Origin of the sequence: Microbacterium protaetiae (assembly GCF_004135285.1) — a bacterium.
Lineage (GTDB): Bacteria > Actinomycetota > Actinomycetes > Actinomycetales > Microbacteriaceae > Microbacterium > Microbacterium protaetiae.
The window spans coordinates 39,514-58,001 of sequence record NZ_CP035494.1; the positions used below are offsets into that span (position 1 = coordinate 39,514).

The 18,488-nt window shown below is 65.2% G+C and carries 15 protein-coding genes, 1 tRNA gene and 2 pseudogenes; 11 read left to right on the forward strand and 7 right to left on the reverse strand.

The genetic code is table 11. From position 1 onward, the window contains the following. Positions 1-40: 40 nt before the first annotated feature. Positions 41-958: an NAD-dependent epimerase/dehydratase family protein gene (locus ET475_RS00220; protein WP_129384916.1), complete on the forward strand. Its 918-nt coding sequence runs from the start codon at positions 41-43 to the stop codon at positions 956-958. Here the strand turns inward: ET475_RS00220 and ET475_RS00225 are convergent. Both ET475_RS00225 and ET475_RS00230 read right to left on the reverse strand, forming a co-directional pair. Further along, positions 927-1,379, reverse strand: coding sequence for a hypothetical protein (locus tag ET475_RS00225; RefSeq protein WP_129384918.1), 453 nt, complete (start codon positions 1,377-1,379; stop codon positions 927-929). The genes ET475_RS00220 and ET475_RS00225 overlap by 32 nt on opposite strands. Beyond that, positions 1,376-2,131 (reverse strand): SDR family oxidoreductase, encoded by a 756-nt coding sequence (locus ET475_RS00230; protein WP_129384920.1) that lies wholly within the window; start codon positions 2,129-2,131, stop codon positions 1,376-1,378. The genes ET475_RS00225 and ET475_RS00230 overlap by 4 nt, the downstream gene beginning before the upstream one ends. Before the next feature lie 128 nt (positions 2,132-2,259). Between ET475_RS00230 and ET475_RS00235 the strand changes: the two genes are divergently transcribed. Beyond that, a complete protein-coding gene (locus ET475_RS00235) occupies positions 2,260-2,808 on the forward strand; it encodes a sigma factor-like helix-turn-helix DNA-binding protein (RefSeq protein ID WP_242497706.1) in 549 nt (182 codons plus the stop codon). A 267-nt stretch (positions 2,809-3,075) separates the two neighbouring features. On the opposite strand, the gene ET475_RS00240 is transcribed toward ET475_RS00235, so the two are convergent. After that, entirely contained in the window at positions 3,076-3,954 is an 879-nt protein-coding gene (locus ET475_RS00240) for a sigma-70 family RNA polymerase sigma factor (protein WP_129384922.1), read from the reverse strand. 78 nt (positions 3,955-4,032) lie between these two features. Between ET475_RS00240 and ET475_RS00245 the strand changes: the two genes are divergently transcribed. From ET475_RS00245 to ET475_RS00260, 4 genes and pseudogenes are all read left to right on the forward strand, one after another. Continuing rightward, entirely contained in the window at positions 4,033-4,842 is an 810-nt protein-coding gene (locus tag ET475_RS00245; protein ID WP_129384924.1) for an SDR family oxidoreductase, read from the forward strand. Positions 4,843-5,050: 208 nt separating this feature from the next. After that, positions 5,051-5,947 (forward strand): annotated as a pseudogene (locus ET475_RS00250) (IS3 family transposase); the annotation flags it as partial. Positions 5,948-5,993: 46 nt separating this feature from the next. Beyond that, positions 5,994-7,433, forward strand: a complete 1,440-nt coding sequence (locus ET475_RS00255; RefSeq protein ID WP_422879925.1) for an IS30 family transposase — start codon at positions 5,994-5,996, stop codon at positions 7,431-7,433. Between the two features lie 4 nt (positions 7,434-7,437). Then, positions 7,438-7,731, forward strand: a pseudogene (locus ET475_RS00260) (integrase core domain-containing protein); the annotation flags it as partial. Between the two features lie 270 nt (positions 7,732-8,001). Here the strand turns inward: ET475_RS00260 and ET475_RS00265 are convergent. The 3 genes from ET475_RS00265 to ET475_RS00275 form a co-directional block, all read right to left on the reverse strand. Then, positions 8,002-12,120 carry a dsDNA nuclease domain-containing protein gene (locus ET475_RS00265; protein ID WP_129384928.1) on the reverse strand — a complete coding sequence of 1,373 codons (4,119 nt, stop codon included), beginning with the start codon at positions 12,118-12,120 and terminating at the stop codon, positions 8,002-8,004. A 291-nt stretch (positions 12,121-12,411) separates the two neighbouring features. Next, positions 12,412-14,025, reverse strand: a complete 1,614-nt coding sequence (locus ET475_RS00270) for a hypothetical protein (RefSeq protein WP_129384930.1) — start codon at positions 14,023-14,025, stop codon at positions 12,412-12,414. 540 nt (positions 14,026-14,565) lie between these two features. Then, positions 14,566-14,639, reverse strand: a tRNA-Pro gene (locus ET475_RS00275). A 105-nt stretch (positions 14,640-14,744) separates the two neighbouring features. Here ET475_RS00275 and ET475_RS00280 point away from each other — a divergent pair. Continuing rightward, on the forward strand, positions 14,745-15,329 hold the full coding sequence (locus ET475_RS00280) for a GNAT family N-acetyltransferase (RefSeq protein WP_129384932.1): 585 nt from the start codon (positions 14,745-14,747) through the stop codon (positions 15,327-15,329). Here the strand turns inward: ET475_RS00280 and ET475_RS00285 are convergent. Next, positions 15,320-16,477 carry a low temperature requirement protein A gene (locus tag ET475_RS00285; RefSeq protein WP_242497707.1) on the reverse strand — a complete coding sequence of 386 codons (1,158 nt, stop codon included), beginning with the start codon at positions 16,475-16,477 and terminating at the stop codon, positions 15,320-15,322. The genes ET475_RS00280 and ET475_RS00285 overlap by 10 nt on opposite strands. 23 nt (positions 16,478-16,500) lie before the next feature. Between ET475_RS00285 and ET475_RS00290 the strand changes: the two genes are divergently transcribed. From ET475_RS00290 to ET475_RS00300, 4 genes are read left to right on the forward strand one after another with little or no spacing between them, the layout of a single operon-like run. Beyond that, positions 16,501-17,160 (forward strand): lysoplasmalogenase, encoded by a 660-nt coding sequence (locus tag ET475_RS00290; RefSeq protein ID WP_129384934.1) that lies wholly within the window; start codon positions 16,501-16,503, stop codon positions 17,158-17,160. Further along, positions 17,153-17,515 carry an RNA-binding S4 domain-containing protein gene (locus ET475_RS00295; protein ID WP_129384936.1) on the forward strand — a complete coding sequence of 121 codons (363 nt, stop codon included), beginning with the start codon at positions 17,153-17,155 and terminating at the stop codon, positions 17,513-17,515. The genes ET475_RS00290 and ET475_RS00295 overlap by 8 nt, the downstream gene beginning before the upstream one ends. Positions 17,516-17,519: 4 nt before the next feature. Next, positions 17,520-17,651: a DUF6176 family protein gene (locus ET475_RS18030; RefSeq protein ID WP_242497708.1), complete on the forward strand. Its 132-nt coding sequence runs from the start codon at positions 17,520-17,522 to the stop codon at positions 17,649-17,651. Positions 17,652-17,664: 13 nt separating this feature from the next. After that, positions 17,665-18,225 carry a hypothetical protein gene (locus ET475_RS00300; protein WP_129384938.1) on the forward strand — a complete coding sequence of 187 codons (561 nt, stop codon included), beginning with the start codon at positions 17,665-17,667 and terminating at the stop codon, positions 18,223-18,225. Positions 18,226-18,488: the final 263 nt, after the last annotated feature.

Here is an 18,488-nt window from a genome sequence, read left to right on the forward strand (position 1 = left end):
ATTCTGCACAGGCAAAGTGCCTGTGCAGAAGGGACGAGAGATGAAGGTCTTTCTCACGGGCGGCACCGGATACGTGGGCTCGGTGCTACGGGAACACCTGCTCGCCGCGGGGCACGAGGTCGACGCGCTCGCGCGCACGACCGCGGGTGCGCAACGGCTCACCGCGGCGGGTGCGACCGTGGTGCGCGGGTCGCTGGCCGATACCGGTGTGCTTCGCGCTGCGGCAGCACGCGCAGAGGCGGTGGTGCACGCGGCGTTCGACGGCGCGATGACCGACGATGCCGCGGCGACCGAGCTCGCCGCTGTGCGTGCCCTGGCCGCGGGTGCAGGCGAGTCGAAAACCGCCAAGCCGGTGCTGTACACGAGCACGGGGCTCGTCTACGGGATCGATCCGCGCCAGGACCGTCATGAAGACGCGCAGCTGCCCGAGCGCAGCGCGCAGCCCGTCAAGGGCGAAGGGGAACGGGCTCTTCTCACGGCCGAGGGCATCACTCCCATCGTCTTCCGTGCCGCGCTCGTGCACGGCCGCGGCGGGTCGAAACTGGTCACCGGTCTGATCAGCAGCGCCGCATCCACGGGCGCGGCGCCCTATATCGACGAGGGTGCGCACGTCTGGGATGCCATCGATGTCGACGACCTCGCGAATCTCTACGTCGCCGCCCTGGCACATCCCCTTGCCGGCGTCTACAACGTCAAGGGCGAGCACCCCTTCACGATGCGCGAACTCGCGCAAGCGGTCAGTACAGTGACCGGGGCGCAACCGGTCTCGCTCCCCCGCGAGAGCGCGTCCGCGACTCTCGGCCCGCTCGCGCTCGTGCTCGGCGCACCCGGCTTGCTGGCCGGAGACAAGGCCCGGAGCACATTCGACTGGACGCCGGTGGGCGGCTCGCTCCTCGACGACATCCGCGACGGCAGCTACCGCGACGTTACTGCCCGCACCGCCGGTGTGGGTGCGTGACGTCTTCCGTTGCCTCCTGCCGGGGCGCACGGCGGTCCCGCAGGATCGTCAGGACGATGACCGCAACTCCGATCAATGCCACGATGGCGTTCGCGGCGGTGAGCGCGATCGCCTCACCGCCGGTCGTTCCCTCGAGGTGTGCGAGGTGGAAGAAGAAGTGCGGCACGGAGAAGATGGAGTAGGCCAGCGCCGCGGGGATCACGAAGTGCGCCTTCGGCACGAAGAACGCTATGCCGAGAAGAAGCGCGATGCCGAGGCTCGCTCCGCCGAAGTCGCGAGCATAGTGCTCGCTGAACGGCGGGGTCAGGTCGACCGTGGGGAAATACCGGTAGAAGGTCTCGGGCGAGATCGCGTTCCACGCGCCGACCACCAGCTCGTCCAGGAACAGGATGGCGAGCCCGATGCGTATGACGACAGTCATGACGTCGGCCCTGACTGGGTGGTGAGCCACTCATCAAAGGTCACCCGGGCACGGCGCGTGCCGCGCGCGGGAAGGAGCGTGCCATCGCGCATACTGCGCCCCCAGGCTCCCGGGAGCGGCACTTGGATGACCGGGCGAGATCTCCCGATCGCGGCGAGGTAGCGCCGCACCAGATCCGCCATGTTCTCTTCGCGCGGACCGGCGAGATCGGGCTCGAGGCCCCGAGGCTCGCCGCACGCGATCGCCACGAGCTCGGTGGCGACCTCGGTCGCCGCGATCGGCTGCGACCGCATGGTCGGCACCACCTGCCAGGGACCGACTTTGCCGTGTCCGACCAGCTGCTTCGCAAAGTCGTGGAACTGCGTGGTCCGAAGCAGCGACCACCCGCCGCCCACCGCCTGCAGGATCTGTTCCTGGGCCGCCTTACCCGCGTAGTAATTGGCGTTGACCTTCGCGGCGCCGATGATCGAGATGGCGACATGATGCGGTACCTCGGCTGCGCGTTCGGCGGCCAAGAGGTTGCGTGTGACGGTGCCGAAGAAGTCGACGAACTGCTTCGTGGAGGTGGTACTCGTTGCAGAGGCATCGATGACCGCCGTTGCCCCGGCCAGGGCCGGGGCCAGTCCCGCTCCGGTCATCAGATCCACACCCGAGCTGCGACTGATCGGCACCGGTTCGTGCCCTGCGATACGCACCGCGTCCATGACGCAGCTGCCGAGAGCACCGGTCGCGCCCGCGACGACGATCTTCATCGTGCCGACGCTTTCGACTCGAGCTGTTCCCACAGCGACGAACGTTCGGTGCACAGGATCATTGTGTTCATACCCTTCATGACCGCACAGCGAGCCCGGATGTGAGGCGATTCCTCACATTTGAGTCGGTGAGCACTGCGCTACTGGTCGTCCTCGAGTCCATGACACCGGCCGAGCGTGTCGCATTCGTCCTCCATGATGTGTTCGCCGTGCCGTTCGACGAGATCGCCGACATCGTCGGCCGCACGCCTGCGGCATCCCGTCAGCTCGCGGCCTCAGCCCGACGGCGCGTAGAGCGAGCCCGCCGCAGCAGGGTGTCTCGTGCAGAACACGACGAGGTCGTGCGCGCTTTCGCCGCAGCGGCACGAACCGGCGACATCACCCGCCTGGTCGCCGTGCTCGATCCCGACGTCGTGCTGCGATCCGACGGCGGCGGAGTCGTCACTGCGGCCCGCAACCCGATCTTCGGGGCGGACAAGGTCGCGCGCTTCCTGTTCGGCGCGCTCAACAAGAACCCGAACGCCACGGTCCTCGAGCAGGAGACGCCCGACGGTCTCGGCTTTGCCCTCTGGGACGAAGGACGCATCATCGGCGTGGTGACCCTCGACGTCGCCGCCGACGTTGTCACTGACGTGCGCATGATGATGAATCCGCACAAGCTCAGTCTCTGGAATTGACTCTCGTCTGACTCCTCAATGAGTTTCCGGGTCGCGACCTTGGCTGGGGCGCCGGCGCGGTGCCTGGCCCGATAATCAGGCCAGCATGCCCATGCAACCCAACTGTAGTTGAACTGCGGCCCCGGCGATGGCGGCCGCGGAACCGCCGAACACGGAGGATACGGTGATCAGCGGTTGTCACGGCCCGGTGGAGATCGACGTGCTCGGGCATATTCTGATCCATCTCTTGATCAATCTCTGACGGGACGTTCATCGCCGCGATCAGGCTCATGGTGCCATGTCGACAATCTCTTGCACGCCGAGTGCGTCGAGGCGGTCAGGATCGGCGAGGACGTGGAGTCGTACGATGCGATCATCCTCGATGTCGAAGGCCATGATCGACACCACACGCGAACCCATGACGGCCGCGACGCCAGGCCTGCCGTCGATGAGGACGGGCGTCGAGTGCGCGGCGAGCCGACCGGACAGGACTGCCTGCTCCGCGATGGCGTGCGCACCGTCGACGATTTGCTTCGTCGTGCCGTAGTCGGCGTGCAACACGGCGCCGTCATCGAGAACCGACAGGAGGGCTGCGATGTTGCCGTCCTGGGCGGCGGCCAGCCACGCTTCGACAATGCGCCTGCCGCGCTCGCTGCTCGGGCGGGCGGGCTCTGCGGCGCCACGCACACGTCGACGTGCACGGGAAGCGAGTTGGCGGGCGGCATCCGGGGTGCGATCGAGCACGGCTGCGATCTGGTCGAACGGCTGGTCGAAGACGTCATGCAGCACGAAGGCGATGCGTTCGGCGGGGCTGAGCGTCTCGAGGAGGATCAGCAGGGCGACGCTCACCTGATCGCTCTGGGCGACGAGCTCCGCGGGATCCGGGTTCGCCGAGACGGGCTCATCCCTCCAGGGCTCCACCTGCCAGGAGTGCTCCCGCGTCCGGCGCGGCGCACGCAGCATATCGAGACTGACACGAGACACGACGGTGGTGAGCCAGGCCGGCAGATTCTCGATCGCCTCGTCCCCTGACCGGTCCAGTCGCAACCAGGCCTCCTGTAGCGCGTCATCCGCATCGGCGGAGGAACCGAGCAGTTTCGTGGCGATGGCGCGAAGCCGCGGACGCTCGGTGTCGAAGCGCCGGGCAAGAAACCTTCGATCAGTCATGTCACATCTCCGCGATGTCGATCGTCATGATCTCGACGAGGGAACGCCCTCGGTTGTGACAGAAAGCGGAGAACAACGATGAACACCCCCATTCTCGTGACCGGCGGCACCGGAACCATCGGCAGCCGCGTCGTGCCACTGCTGCGCGACGCAGGCCGCGACGTACGAATCCTCTCCCGCCATCGTGGCGACGACCAGCCCGGCATCCAGCATGTCGAAGGCGACACGGTCGCAGGACGAGGACTCGCCGAAGCGCTCCACGGCGTGGACATCGTGCTGCACCTCGCGGGCGGAGCCAAGGGCGACGACATCGCGGCGAAGAACCTTGCCACCGCAGCGAAGGACGCTGGCGTACGGCACCTCATCCTGATCTCCGTGGTCGGCGCCGACACGATGCCCATCGGATATTTCCGCGCGAAGGCAATGGCGGAGCGCGCATTCATGGAGTCGGGCGTGCCCTGGACAGTGCTGCGCGCCGCGCAACTGCACTCATTCGTGCTGCCGATTATCCGCGGTCTCGTCAAGCTTCCCTTCCTGCTGACGCCCGGTGGCCTGCGCTTCGAACCGGTGCATGTCGACGACGTGGCAGCCCGGCTGACCCAGATCGCACTCGGTGCCCCCGCGGGCCGAGTCACAGACATCGTCGGCCCCGACATCCTCGACATCCGCCAGCTCGCCGATGCCTACATCGAGGTGATGGGAGGACGCACCCGTCGCAGTGTGCCGGTGCGCATCCCGGGTTCGGTCGGTCGCGCCTACCGTGCTGGCGACAACCTCGCAGGGGCGGGCGCACAGAAGGGGCAGCGCGGCTGGTCACAGTTCCTGTCAGAACTCCGCACACTGACCAGCGACGGCGCGACCACGCCCGGCGCGTACCCGATTGGTTAGATCCTCTTCGCTCGCTTCAACCAGGGTCGGGATCCCGCCAGGGCTTGCCGCACGCAACCGGGACCGAAGCTCCACACAGGTCAGAACGACGCTGCGTCGGCGTGGTGCGGGGTGTGGGGGCGCGAGGCTGATTCTGGTCCCCTGGGTCTGCTGAAGGTTTGGTTGAGTCCTTGATCGCATGATTCCCGGGTGGGGGTCTGCTGGAAGGATGGCAATCGTGCCGAAGATCTATTCCGATGAGTTCAAGCGGGACGCTGTCGCGTTGGTCGCTGCTGGCTCATCGCAGAAGAAGGTGTGCAGGGATCTGGGTATCTCGAAGACTGCGCTGCAGACGTGGGTGAGAGATGACCGGTTCCGCTCCCACGGGTTCGCTCCAACCACTGATCCCGACGAGCGTCGGGAGATGAGTGTGGCGTTGCGGCGGATCCGGGAGTTGGAGATGGAGAACGAGGTGCTTCGGCGGGCGGCGGCGTATCTGTCGCAGGCGCATATCCGCTCCCCAAAATGATCTACCCGCTCGTCCGTGAGATGGCCGCGGCCGGTGCCCTTGTCAGGGTGCCGGTCGCGGTGGCGTGCCGGGTGCTCGGCTTTACCGCGCAGGCGTACTACAAGTGGCTGAAGACCCCCATGAGCAGGCGGGACGTGAACGACGCGCACCTGATCAACGTGCTCCACGACCTGCACGAGGACGACCCTGAGGGCGGGTACCGGGTGCTGGCCGATGACCTCGCTGATGCCGGCCATGCGGCCTCGGAGCGGCGGGTGTGGCGGCTGTGCCACGTGGCGGGGATCCGTTCGGTGATCACGACCCGGAAACGCCGGTACAAGAAAGCGGGCCCGCCCGTGCATGACGACCTCGTCCAACGCGACTTCACCGCCGATGGTCCGAACCGGCTGTGGCTGACGGACATCACCGAGCACTGGACGGCCGAGGGCAAGCTCTACCTCTGTGCGATCAAGGATGTCTGGAGCAACAAGATCGTCGGCTACTCGATCGATTCGAGGATGAAGGCACGGATCGCCGTCAACGCACTGGAGATGGCAGTCGCTCACCGTGGTGGCCCCGAAGGCGTGATCGTGCATTCGGACCGAGGAAGTCAGGGCGGATTCAATCAATCGTCGCAACACCTTGATCATGGAGGTGTTCAGCGATGGCAACGGCGGACTGGAGTCGAAAGACCAGCGATGTCCCGGAGGGTGTGCGTCGGCAGTGGCGTGCGGATCGGGCGCTGCGGCCAGCGCTGCGTTCGCCCGGGCGGCCTGATCCATCGCGGGTGGTGCAGCGGCAGTTCTGGCGGTTCATCGCGACGGGCGTCACGACAGCGGAAGCGTCGTTGGCGGTTGGCGTGTCGGTACCAGTCGGCACGCGCTGGTTTCGCCACGCTGGCGGCATGCCACCGATCAGTCTGGCCGCCCCGACGGGCCGCTACCTGACCTTCGAGGAACGTGAGGAGATCGCGATCCTGCGAGCCAAGAACGGGGGTGTTCGTGAGATCGCTCGTGCTCTGGGGCGTGATCCCGGGACGATCTCACGCGAACTGCGCCGCAATGCCGCCACCCGTGGCGGGACGCAGGAGTACCGCGCCACGGTCGCTCAGTGGAAGGCCCAGCAGGCCGCGAAACGACCGAAGGTCGCCAAGCTCGTCGTCAACGACAGGTTGCGCGAGTATGTCCAGGAGCGTCTTGACGGCACCGTCCGCCGCGTGGACGGCACCCCGGTGTTGGGGCCGAAGACGGCCGAGTGGAAGGGCCGGGGCAAGCCGCACCGGCAGGATCGGCGGTGGGCCACGGCGTGGAGCCCGGAGCAGATCTCGCACCGGCTGAAGATCGATTTCCCCGATGATGAGTCCATGCGAATCAGCCACGAAGCGATCTACCAGTCCCTGTTCATCGAGGGGCGTGGCGCACTCAAACGGGAGCTGGTCGCATGCCTGCGCACCGGCCGCGCACTGCGCCAGCCGAGGGCACGGTCGCAGAACAAGCCTCAGGGGCACGTCACCGCCGATGTCGTCCTCAGCAAGCGGCCGGCGGAGGCCGCTGACCGCGCGGTTCCCGGGCACTGGGAGGGCGATCTGATCATCGGAGCGGGCCGGTCCGCGATCGGCACCGTCGTGGAACGCAAGAGCCGTTCCACGCTGCTGGTGCACCTGCCCCGGCTCGATGGGTGGGGACACGTCCCCGCCGTGAAGAACGGACCCGCGCTCAGCGGTTACGGCGCCGTCGCGATGAACACCGCGCTGGCGGCGTCAATCGCGCAGCTGCCCGAACAGCTGCGCCGAACCCTCACCTGGGACCGAGGCAAGGAACTGTCCGAGCACGCCCGGTTCACCCTCGACACCGGCACCAAGGTGTTCTTCGCAGACCCGCACTCGCCCTGGCAGCGCCCCACGAACGAGAACACCAACGGCCTGCTGCGTCAGTACTTCCCGAAAGGCACCGACCTGTCACGGTGGTCGGCCGAAGACCTCGAAGCCGTCGCCCTCGCGCTGAACAACCGCCCCCGAAAAGTCCTCGACTGGAAGACACCTGCCGAGGTCTTCGCCGAACAGTTACAATCACTCAAAACCGATGGCGTTGCAACGACCGGTTGAACTCGCCCAGTTCCGATCACGTAAGTTCCTCAAGGCGCTGAAGCGTCACAAGCTAACCGGATCGATGGGCCGGATCGGCGCGTGCTCGGACAACGCGGCCATGGAATCGTTCTTCAGCCTGCTGCAGAAGAACGTCCTCGACCGAGGCGGATGGAACACCCGCCACCAGCTCCGGCTGGCGATCGTGCAATGGATCGAAGGGACCTACCACCGCAAACGCCGGCAACGCCGACTCGGGAAACTGACCCCCATCGAATTCGAGACCATAATGATAGAAACCGTCGCACTAGCGGCATAAACCCCGGACTCAACCAAAGCCTCAGCAGACCCCCCGGGCTTTTCCGTCGGGATGACAGGATTTGAACCTGCGACCCCCTGACCCCCAGGCGTCCGAACGGCACGACTTTCACTAAAAACCGCGTGATTCCGCAGCTCAGATCATGCAGACCGCGTCATGGATTGCATGGATTGCATGATTCTGGTCCCCTTTTGGTCCCCGTCCGGCGGTACGCCAATAACACAGCTTCCGAGGCGTCACCAGTCAGTCGATAACGGACGACCTGCCCGTTTAGGAATTCGAACCGTGCCCTTGCATTTGTGCAATGCGATCATCAGCATCCTCAAAATCGTCCTCGATGTCCGCGATGACAACGGCCGTGCCGTAGACGACCGCAGCATCGGTTCCTGGTGTTGCCGCTTGGTCTGTGTCAAGCAGCAGCAGGCTTTGCAAGCTCGCGATCTCATCCCATCCAGATCGGCCTTCTTCCGCTGAGCCCTTTGCGGTGGACAGGTCATCAGTGATCGCCGAGCCGATGACCGTCAAAATGTTGCTGAGCGCGGACACATAGTCGGTTCCAGCGTGAGCGGAGGTGAGTTCATCGAGTTGCGTTTTGAGGCCGACAAGACGGTCCCACGATTCGTCAAGCACCCGTCCTTCCTCGTCGGGAATCAGAGTGCTCCCGCGGATCGCAATGATCGCCGCGATCGAAGAGAGACGACGAGCTTGCTGAAGATAAGCCCCGTAAGGATCAGAAATTGGTGTCGCAGCGGTCGAGCCTGCGAATGCGGAAGGCGCTCCACGATCGCCAAGTGGGAGCACCCCGTGATGCGCAACCTGGAAGATCGAGGCAGACAAGTAGCCATCGGCTGAGCGCAGTCCAATCCATACACGCCGGTCGGGCTGTTCAACAGCAGCTCTCGCAGCATCCGCGAGAGACGCGAGAGCATTTAGATGGGTGAGGACGCTCTCTCCTTCCACAGTGATCACTAGGTCTCCTGGAGGCCAACTCATCATCGTGTGGTCGGAGGAGCTCGGCACTACAGCGACCGCGTACCCCGCGCTTGTGAGCGCAAGTCGCATTCGTTCGGCCTCTTTCTGCAGGGCTGCGAAAGAGCGCTCGGTCGCAACGGTGGCTGCTGCTGCGATCCGAGCGGTTCCCGTGTGTCGCCCAGCAGCGGCCCGCATGGATACGCGCGTTGATAAGTCCGATCCTGCGCTGGCGGACGCGACCATTCGCAATTGGCGGAGACAGTCGAGTAGCTGAGCGCAATCGGGCGGGTCGGGGAGGTAGCGGTATCGGTCGAGTTCGATCAAGGCGCCGACCTTTGGGATGAGACTGTCGAGCGTTCCGACAGTCAGGATGGGGCGCCGCTCGGCGACATCTGCCCGTGCAAGGTTTGGAATGACGTACTGGAGCATCGATCGCACGACAGTGATGGCGTCGCTCTCGACGGGATAGTCACCGAGAGCGCCGGGCACTTCGTCCGTGTAGCCCTCGTCTGCCGGGGAGTCCATCTCGGAAAGTAGCGCGTTCACCGATTCGAACTGACGGACAATCGTTTGAGGCACAGTCCGATCGCCTAGGTGGGCGATGGTGATCTCGGGAAGCAGGTCGATGAGTGCCCCGAGCGCTTTAGCCTCAGCCGCAAGCTTGGACGTCAGCGTGCCCGCGCCGTACTTTCGAGACAACGCTCGAGCCTGGGCTCTGTTGTCGGAGACTTCGAGGGTATGGGGCAAATTCTCCCGCGGAATCGCTTTGTCAACGAGCGGGTGGTCGCCGAGCTTGACCAAACGCCCAAGGGCATCAACGGCACTTACCCGGGCGATCAACGCTGTCGGCGCAAGAGCGAGGGCCAGTCGGCACACCTCAACGACGGCCTCGTTCTGGTTCGGCTGTAGCTCCTCGTCGACGAAGATCCACCTGCCATCCACCCCGTCGTCTACGCGTTCCAGCGATGCTAGCCACGGTGTTTCTATCGCGATCCTGCGCAGGAGGAGCTGCTCGCCGCCGGCTGTGATGACAGCGCGTTCCGCAAGTTCGGGTGCCGCGCGGCGCAACGCCTCCGTCATATCGGCCGCGTCGTGCAGCGGCCATACAGTCAGGCGTGCGCCGATTGCACCTGCCGTGGACTCCAGGGCTGTGACGTCAAAACCGCGAAGTACGGTGATGGCCTGCAAAAGGAGTTGAGTTGCATCATCATCGGGGACCGCGGCGGTCGTGAGTTCTTCGACCAGCGTCGTGTCGATCATTTGCCATAGGGGTTGCAGATCCGGATCGGTCGGGACGCTGCGGAGCCGCTCGACGGCTGCCACAATCTCGGGTTTGAAGAGCTGTTCTGTGCCGGGGCGCGGCTTTGTGCGGGACATCGTGAACGCAGTTACAGCGTTGCCAGCATCAACGTCACACTCATCGAGGATGAGCTTCCAGTCGTCGGCCCGCCGTCGCAGTCCATCGGCGCGGAAAGCGGATGCGACTGCGATGAGCGTCTGGAGGGTGCGATCGCGTGTGATGCGCTCGGTTGCGGCCTGGATCATTACGGCCTGGTCGGCCCCGGACTCGAGTGTGCGTCGGAGAAATCGGGCGAGTTCGGCGCCGGTCACCAGAGGCACAATGCGCTGGAGGGTCTCCTGCTGTCCGAAGGGGTGAGCTGCCCGGGCGAGTGCGGCGGAGCGGATTTCGTGCAGCGGTCGTATGAGGTTGCCCGAGTCCTCAACGATGAGGTGCTCGTCGATGAGGCGGCGGCTGGCGGCGATGAATGCGCCGCGATCGGCATCCAGAGCGGATTGGATCGCGTGTGCAGGGACGGCGACGCCATATTGGTTGGCACACGATGCGATCCGGAGGATCTCAAGCTCAAGATGTCGACTCGGGTCTGCTTCGCGTGCGGCGACTTGCGCGCTGACGACGGTGTCGAGATTCACGCCTTCGGTGAGCAGAGTGACGTACTCCAGTAGGAGACCGCCTGCTCGCTCGGCCGGTTCCCGCCATCCGGCCCATTCGGTGAGATTGTCAGTCCGGTAGTCGCGCCAGAGTTGCTCTGCAAAGGTGTCGTCAAGCATGGGCGTTATCGTGGCAATGGCCGACAGTAGCGGGACAGGGAAGCGGTCTTCCTCCCGAATCGAAACAACGGTGATCACGTTCGACAGATCCGCGAGCCGTCTCAGTAGTCGATCGAGGAGATCTGGGTCGTGGCGCCCAGCGTCATCGATGAGGACTCCCACAGGGGCATACGCACTCGGCCGCAAAGACTCAATGCGTGCGGAAAGAAGTGCGACGGCATCGCGCCCGGTGCGCCCCGTTGGTGTCAGCGAATGGACATGCTGCCAGCGATACAGACTCCGAGTTTCGTGCGCGGATGCGTAGGCGAGTGCGCTCTTGCCACTGCCGCTCGGCCCGGCGATGACCGCCAACCGGCGGGCCGCCGCGACTTCGATCACCTGCTGGGTTAGTTCAAAACGGGGCACGAGTAATCCGGCAGCGACATGGGGAGCCCCCACATGCACGCCCTGACGTATGTCGGAGTCATCAGCAGGCGATCTCCAGTCGATTGCCTCGCAAACCCCCAGCGACTTTGCCTCATCGAGCAACTCAAGGTCAACGGTCGCAAGGACCTGGTCAATGAGGACATCGATGCCTGCAATGTCCACGGCCGCGCGCCGCGCGACATCCGGGTCCGCGTTCGAGTCGCTAGCCTGTCCCACCTGGGTGCAAACGGCAGCCACAATGATTTCCGCAAGTCCATCCGGGAAATCACGAGCCCCGGCAACGATGCTGATCGCCTGCGCGTGCGGATCAGGACAAATTACAACTGAGGCTGAGGCCGCAAAGGCAGCCGAATCCTGGTCGTTGTCGAAGGAGAGAGCATCCAGTTCCTTGGCCAATTCACTCGAGGCACTCGAGGCAGGTTGTGCAGCCTCACTCCCCCACTCGGGGACTGGGATTCGAGCGACCGGGCGCTCAAGCAAGAGGATCGTCTCGGCTGAGAGTTCGGCTTCCTTGCGCTTCACCCAGGCCTTCGCGACGGAACGTAAGTCTTTTCGCAGGTCTGTCGGGGCGAAATCGCCCGCGCTCTCGCGTCGCGACTTGACCTGAATGAAGAATGACCCGCTCGACGACTGCACCGAAATGTCGTCAAACCCTTCCGGTGTCACGACCGCTGTCGCGTCACCCTCGCTCCACAGACGCAATACAACGAGCGTGGCGACCAGATCCTGAAAACGAAAGCCGCGCCCGGCACGTGCACCGGCTCGGGAAGCAGCCCACAACGCAGCCTGTGGGTCGGTTGGCACGCTAGTTGACGCTGGGCTGGCATGCAGTGAGGTCTCCCGTTTCTGGCCGCGGCGCTCCTGCGCAGCACCTCGTCGGCGCGCTTCGGCTATCGCGCGTTCGGAGCTTCGACGGGTCATATATTTGATGGTATCGACGACCAGCGACGCATGACCGCTGCGTGCATGGGACTAGCTTGTGTCCCTGCTTGCATCTCTAACGGTGGGCGACCTGTGGTCGGGTCCAGGACGATGAGTCCGAGGATCAGTTTGTAGAGTTTCTCGACGCCGATCGACACCCGCGTCGAGGTCATCTCCGCAAGCAGAGCAAACCCTTGCTGTCGGTCCAAGTCCACGATCGCGACGCCCTCAGGCTAATAACGTGGACGGACAACCCCGCTCGTACGCGCCCACTGGACTCCTTACCACTGGTCAGCCGCTAAAGCTCTCTTCATCGATGCCGATCAGTTCCCACGACGCAGTGACGAGGAGGTCTTCGTTGCCAGATACCTCAGCGATTCCGGGTACCCAGGCCAAGAACTGTTCGCCAGGGGGCGGCTCCATCCGGTAGGTCTTGGCCTCAGGCCCCGTCTCGGGAGCGAGACCGGTCTCCGTGGCCGTCATCGCGGGGTGACGCATGACGGTCTGCGGCGTGGGGACTTCTGCGCCGCCGACGTTCAGCGTCCCGGCGGCAACAACCACTACCTGCGGCGGATTGCCTTCGGGGGCCGTGACCGTGACCGGATGACGCATGGCGTGGACGATATGGCCCTCCAGCAGCAAACGAGCGCGACGCAGCCGCACACGGTCACGGTCGTCAAAACGACCGTTGCAGGGATCAAAGGTTTGTCTACTGAGACGCTCGATCCTGACGATGTCTTCGACCGTCTCCGCGATCACCTCCATCCCCCGTTGTTCCTTCTCGGGGATAGCTGGCGGCCCAAGAGACAGCAGCTCGCTGCCTCCAACCTCAAAGGCCACCGCAGTAGAGCGGTGGAATTGAAGCATAAAGCGCGTCGATGCGAGCTTGAGGTCATTGGTCGAGTCGAACACCTCCCAGCCTCGGAAGTGTGCGTCAGTCATCCGCTCGCCTTGAGTGTCGAAGGAGAACTTGAACACGACGCTGCCGGCAACCAGCACATCCCATTCAGCGAAGGTAGCGTCGGGGCGGCGACGGGCCACGGCCGCGTCGTAAGCCTCCGTGATATCGCCGTCGTCGTCGCGCAGCACGACGCGGACGTGGTTGGCTGGGTCCTGTCTGAGCAGTTCAGTGACGGTGAAAGCACTCCAGTCCTTGGTCAACTCCAAAGAGTCGCGCATGTCCGGCACCTCGCTACCTAACGGCGCGACGTATGCCCTTGCCTCTTCGATCAGTTCGGACGTACCGACGGTGACATCGTCCTCCCACGCCGAGTGGTCCAGGGCGAGCACCTGTGCGTCCCGTAGCGACTCGACGATTCGCAAGGTCGCTACCGTCAGCGCTGCCATGTGAGAGAACACGCGGACGGCTGCGGCATATCGCTCGCGGAGGGGGAACGCGAGTGCCTCCTGTTTCGGTCCTTGAGCGTCAGCATGGACGAGGTCGGCGTACAGCCAAGCGGCGGCGAGCTGCGTGTCCGAGACCCTGTTGGTCACGTCGGTCCCATCAATGCGGGCCGATTGCACAGAGTATGCCTGGACTTGGGTTCCTTGAATCTCGGAAGCATCCCAGGCACGCCGAAGGTGGTGCAGGCGCGCTCGTAGAGCGTCGTCAACATCAGCTTCCCTGATGAGGTGCTCGATCGCGTCGAAGACCTTCACGTAGTGGACGGGCTCGGACTTCACTGTCAACGGCCTCACTCTCGAAGCCAATGACTCGAAGATCTCCTCATTAGCCGGGAGGCGCCGTGTAATGGTCATTTGACCGGTCACGTCGATGCGACCGTCGAAGCTTCCCTGCGCGTGCCGCAGCAACTCTTCATTGTTCTGGACGATCGAGTGCGCCTGAACCCGCCGCGCACGCAAGACGAACCGCCGCAGCGTTTCGTGCTCGTTGAACGTCACCATGTCTCTAATTGTCGCCCGTTCCAAGGCTCCCTCGCCAAGCAGGATCATCTCCGAGAACCGCTGGCGGCCGGAACCTCAGCTTGTTCATTTGGGCGCCGATCAGGCGCGCCACGGAGATGGGGCCGATCCAGAGCATCTTGAACACGTTCCACCCAGAACAGGGAGACCAGCGAGCAGAGCCAGCCGGCCCCGTCCTTGATGACGGTGCCGCAGTAGTTCGCAGCGGAGAGATAGGGCACGGCGAAGAGCTACGTCGCCTCCGCCGCCGAGCAGGCCAACGCGTTCCTTAAACGGTCTGCCAAGGTGAGCGGGCAGTCGCGCCGCAGCGCGTCGAGGACCCTGTAGGGGCCGTAGAAGACCCCGTGCAGCGTTCTGGTCCCCTTTTGGTCCCCTTATCCACAGGTCGCACCGTTCAGAGGGCACCGGAGACCAATCGACGCCTCTTGCTTGGCGAGCGGGGGACCAGGAGGGACCAACAAAAACCCGTCGCTGGACACGACGAAGCCCCGATGAAAATGGCTTCTCATCAGGGCTTTTTCGTCGGGATGACAGGATTTGAACCTGCGACCCCCTGACCCCCAGTCAGGTGCGCTACCAAGCTGCGCCACATCCCGATGCCTGCCGAAGCGGACAACTCCACCATCCTACCCGGTCGCGTCGACCGCCGCGAACCGCAGCATCCCTTGTCGATGTCCGAGGTCACCCCTACTTTGGACCGCATGTCCACGATCACTATCGAAGCCGCGACCCAGAGCCGCTTCGCGGATGCCGAGCACGCTCTCACGGGCGGAGGCGACGGTGCCAGCTGCCAGTGCCAGTGGTGGCTGATGACCAACAACGAGTTCGATCACACGACCCGTGCGCAGAAAGAAGAGATCCTGCGCGCCGAGCTCGGAACGACCCCCTCTCCCGCGCTCATCGCGTACGTCGACGGCGTCGCTGCCGGCTGGATCCGCGTCGGGCCCCGCACGAAGCAGCCCAAACTCGCGCGCACGCGGCAGTTCCAGGCCTCCCCCAGCCCGTGGGACGATCCCGACGTCTGGGCCGTGACCTGCTTCGTCGTCCGGCGAGAGTACCGCAAGCAGGGGCTCAACCGCAGACTGCTGGATGCCGCGATCGAGCACGCGCGCAGCAGCGGCGCACGCGTGCTCGAAGCGTATCCGAGCGACCCCAGCGCGAAGAAGATCCCGACGAACGACCTCTACGTCGGGATTCTGTCGACATTCGTCGCGGCCGGCTTCCGCGAGGTCGCTCGACCCAAACCGCACCGCACGATCGTGCAGCTGGAACTGGCTCAGGGGTGACGCCGTGCATCGACCTCGACGACGAGCACCGCCGCGGCAACCAGCGCGGCGGTGGCTGCGATGGATGCCGCGGGTAGGTATGCCGACACAAGCACGAGCACGGCCAATCCGATCACGATCGCCGACGTGGCGCGGCGCACCTGCGGGCGCAGCATGATGACCCATAGCGCCAGCATGAAAGCCGTAACCGGCACGGTCAGCACGAACGAGGCGGCGGATGCTGCGAGAGCAGTATGCCCCGTCGCGACATCCACGGCCGCACCGATGCCGGAAGACACAGCACCGGCCGACGCGAAGATCACGTAGTGGGCATAGCCGAAGCCGAAGCCGCGGTCGATCTTGGCAAGGTAGTCGCCCTGCTCGCGCACGAAGTACAGCCACCACATGCCGGCGACGATCACCAGCCCTGCGGCGGCGAGACCCACCAGAGCCAGTGCGTGTGTACCCTGCCCGCGTGCTTGGAAAATCGCCGTGGCCGAGGCCAGCACGCTCTCGCCGAGCACGATGAGGGTGAAGCATCCATAGCGGTCGGCGATGTGATGCGGGTGCCACGCGGTACGCCCCTGGCGTTCGGCAACGACCGGCACCATGATCTCGGCCAGAACGAGCATGAAGAACGTGACGAACTGCCACATCGTGTCGAACAGGTAGAGCCGGGCGAGCCACAGCAGCTGCACGATCGTGATGCCGACGGCGAAGAACAGTGCGGTGCGCCGTGAGCCGGGGTCGGAGGCCGCGGCCCGCAGCCACTGCGTCACCATCGCGAATCGCATGATGACGTAGCCCCATGTCACCAGCGTGAAGTCGTACGCGGCCATTGCCTCGTGCACACCCGCCGCCAGCACGAGGACCCCACCCATCTGCGCGATCGTCAGCACACGGTACGCCCAGTCGTCGGTGTCGAAGGCCGACGCGAACCAGGTGAAGTTCATCCACGCCCACCAGATGGCGAAGAACACCATCAAATAGGCCAGCACGCCCTGGCCGACGTGGCCGTCGCTGACAAGTTCGTGCAGGCTGTCGGATGCCTGCGATACGGCGACGACGAACACGAGGTCGAACAGCAGCTCGAGGGGTGATGCCGAACGGAATGGCTCGGTGCGGTCGCGTGGCAGCATCCGCCGTAAGCCAGCGTGCGAATCGGTCACGCAGCGAGCATACGATGGACGACATGCCGACGCCGAGGTCCAGAGCCGCTCTCGCCGGCTTCCTTCCCTTCGCCGTGGTCTCGACGTTGCACGTGATTGCACTGGCGATCGGCGACGAGCTGGTCTCGAACCCGACCAAGCTCATGCTGATGCCCTTACTCGCGGTCGGCGCACTGTGGTCGGCGCGCGGGCGCGGCATCCCGCTCGGATTTCTGCTGGCCGCGATCGGACTGTCGTGGCTGGGTGATGGGGCCGGAACGTTCTTTCCCGACCTGCCCAGTCTGCCCATGATGCTGCTGTGGTTCGGGCTCGCCCACCTCGTCTACATCTGGCTGTTCCAGCGTCATCGCGCCGTGCGCCGGATGCCGCTGTGGACGTTCGCGTACGCGGCGTGGTGGATCGCGATGCTCGCGGTACTCTGGCCGCACTTGGGCACTCTGACCTGGGCGGTCGCCGGATACGGCCTCGTGCTCGGCGGAACCGCGGCATCCGCGGCGCGTTGCACCCCGGTGATCGCCGCCGGTGGGGCGTTCTTTCTGGCGTCGGACACGCTGCTGGCCTTTCGATTGTTCCTGCCCGACGCGATGCCCGACTGGACGAGTCCGCTCGTGATGATCACGTACTGCCTCGGGCAGGGGCTCATCGCGGCTGGGGTCGTGACATCGAGGAGGCGTCGTGGCTGATTCGGCGCGGGTGGATGCCTGGCTGTGGGCCGTGCGCGTGTACAAGACGCGGTCGGCGGCGACGACCGCGGTGCGCGCAGGGCACGTACGCGTGAACGGCGAGCGAGTCAAGGCCGCGCAGCCGGTGCGCCCCGGCGACGAGCTGCGGGTGCGGATCGCCGGGTTCGACCGAATCCTGGTCGTGCGCCGGCCGATCGCGAAGCGCGTCGGCGCGGCCGTCGCTGCCACGGCGATGGACGACTGCACACCGCCGCGTGACCCGGTGCCGGCGTTCGCGCGGCGCGACCGCGGTGCTGGGCGGCCCACGAAGCGCGAGCGCCGCGAGATCGACCGGTTGCGCGGGCGGGACGACTGAGCGGGTGCGAATCGAGCTGACGAGATTCCGTATCCGCGAAGGTGCCGGTGCGCGCGTCGACGAGTGGATGGCGTTCTTGAACGAGAACATGGATGCCGTGCGTGTGCAGAAGGCGATGGTGCCGGCGGCCGGGTAACGTGTGCCGGACCATGCGCGATGTCTTCCACGTCAGAACCCCGCTCACGCCCGGCACCGACTCGCTGCTTCCGCTGAGCGCGCTGTGCACTCTTGATCCGGATGCCTACGCCCGCGCCATGGCGAAGTACGACGACACCCCGGAGCGGCGTCGGCTACGCGACACCGTCGTCCCGTTGATCGAGCGCGCATGGACAGAGGTCGTCTTCCTCTCGCCGGTGCACCCGCACGCGACCTGGCGCGCGTGGCGTGAGCTCAGCGGACGCGCACTGCCGTCGGTCGAGTTCTGGGCGATCCCGGCGAGCGACCTGCCGGATGACACCGTGGTGTTCGACCGGCAGCGCAGCCTTGTCGGTGATCCGATCGATCCACGGGACGTGGCATCCTTCGACCTCGTCACCTATGAGGCGTCGCTCGAGGTTCCGCACGCGAACAGGGAGTGGCTCGGGAACCTCGTCGCGGCGGGCCATTCCGGTGCGTGGTTCAACCTCATTCCGCACGTGCTGACGGCCGGGCCGGTGCCGCTCACGAACGCGCGCGTGATCTCGTGGGTTGTGGAGCCACAGTTGGGCTGAGGGACAACTCGGGCTACCCGGGGACAACTCGGGCAACCCGGGGACAACTCGCGCAACCCGAGGACAACTCGGGCAACCCGAGGACAACTCGGCGGGGCGGGGACAACTCGAACAACCCGGGGACAACTCGGGCAACCCGAGGACAACTCGGGCAACCCAAGGACAACTCGGCGGGGCGAGGACAACTCGCGCCACCCGGGGACAACTCGCGCAACCCGGGGACAACTCGGCGGGGCGGGCAGGGACGGGCGGGCGGGCGAGGC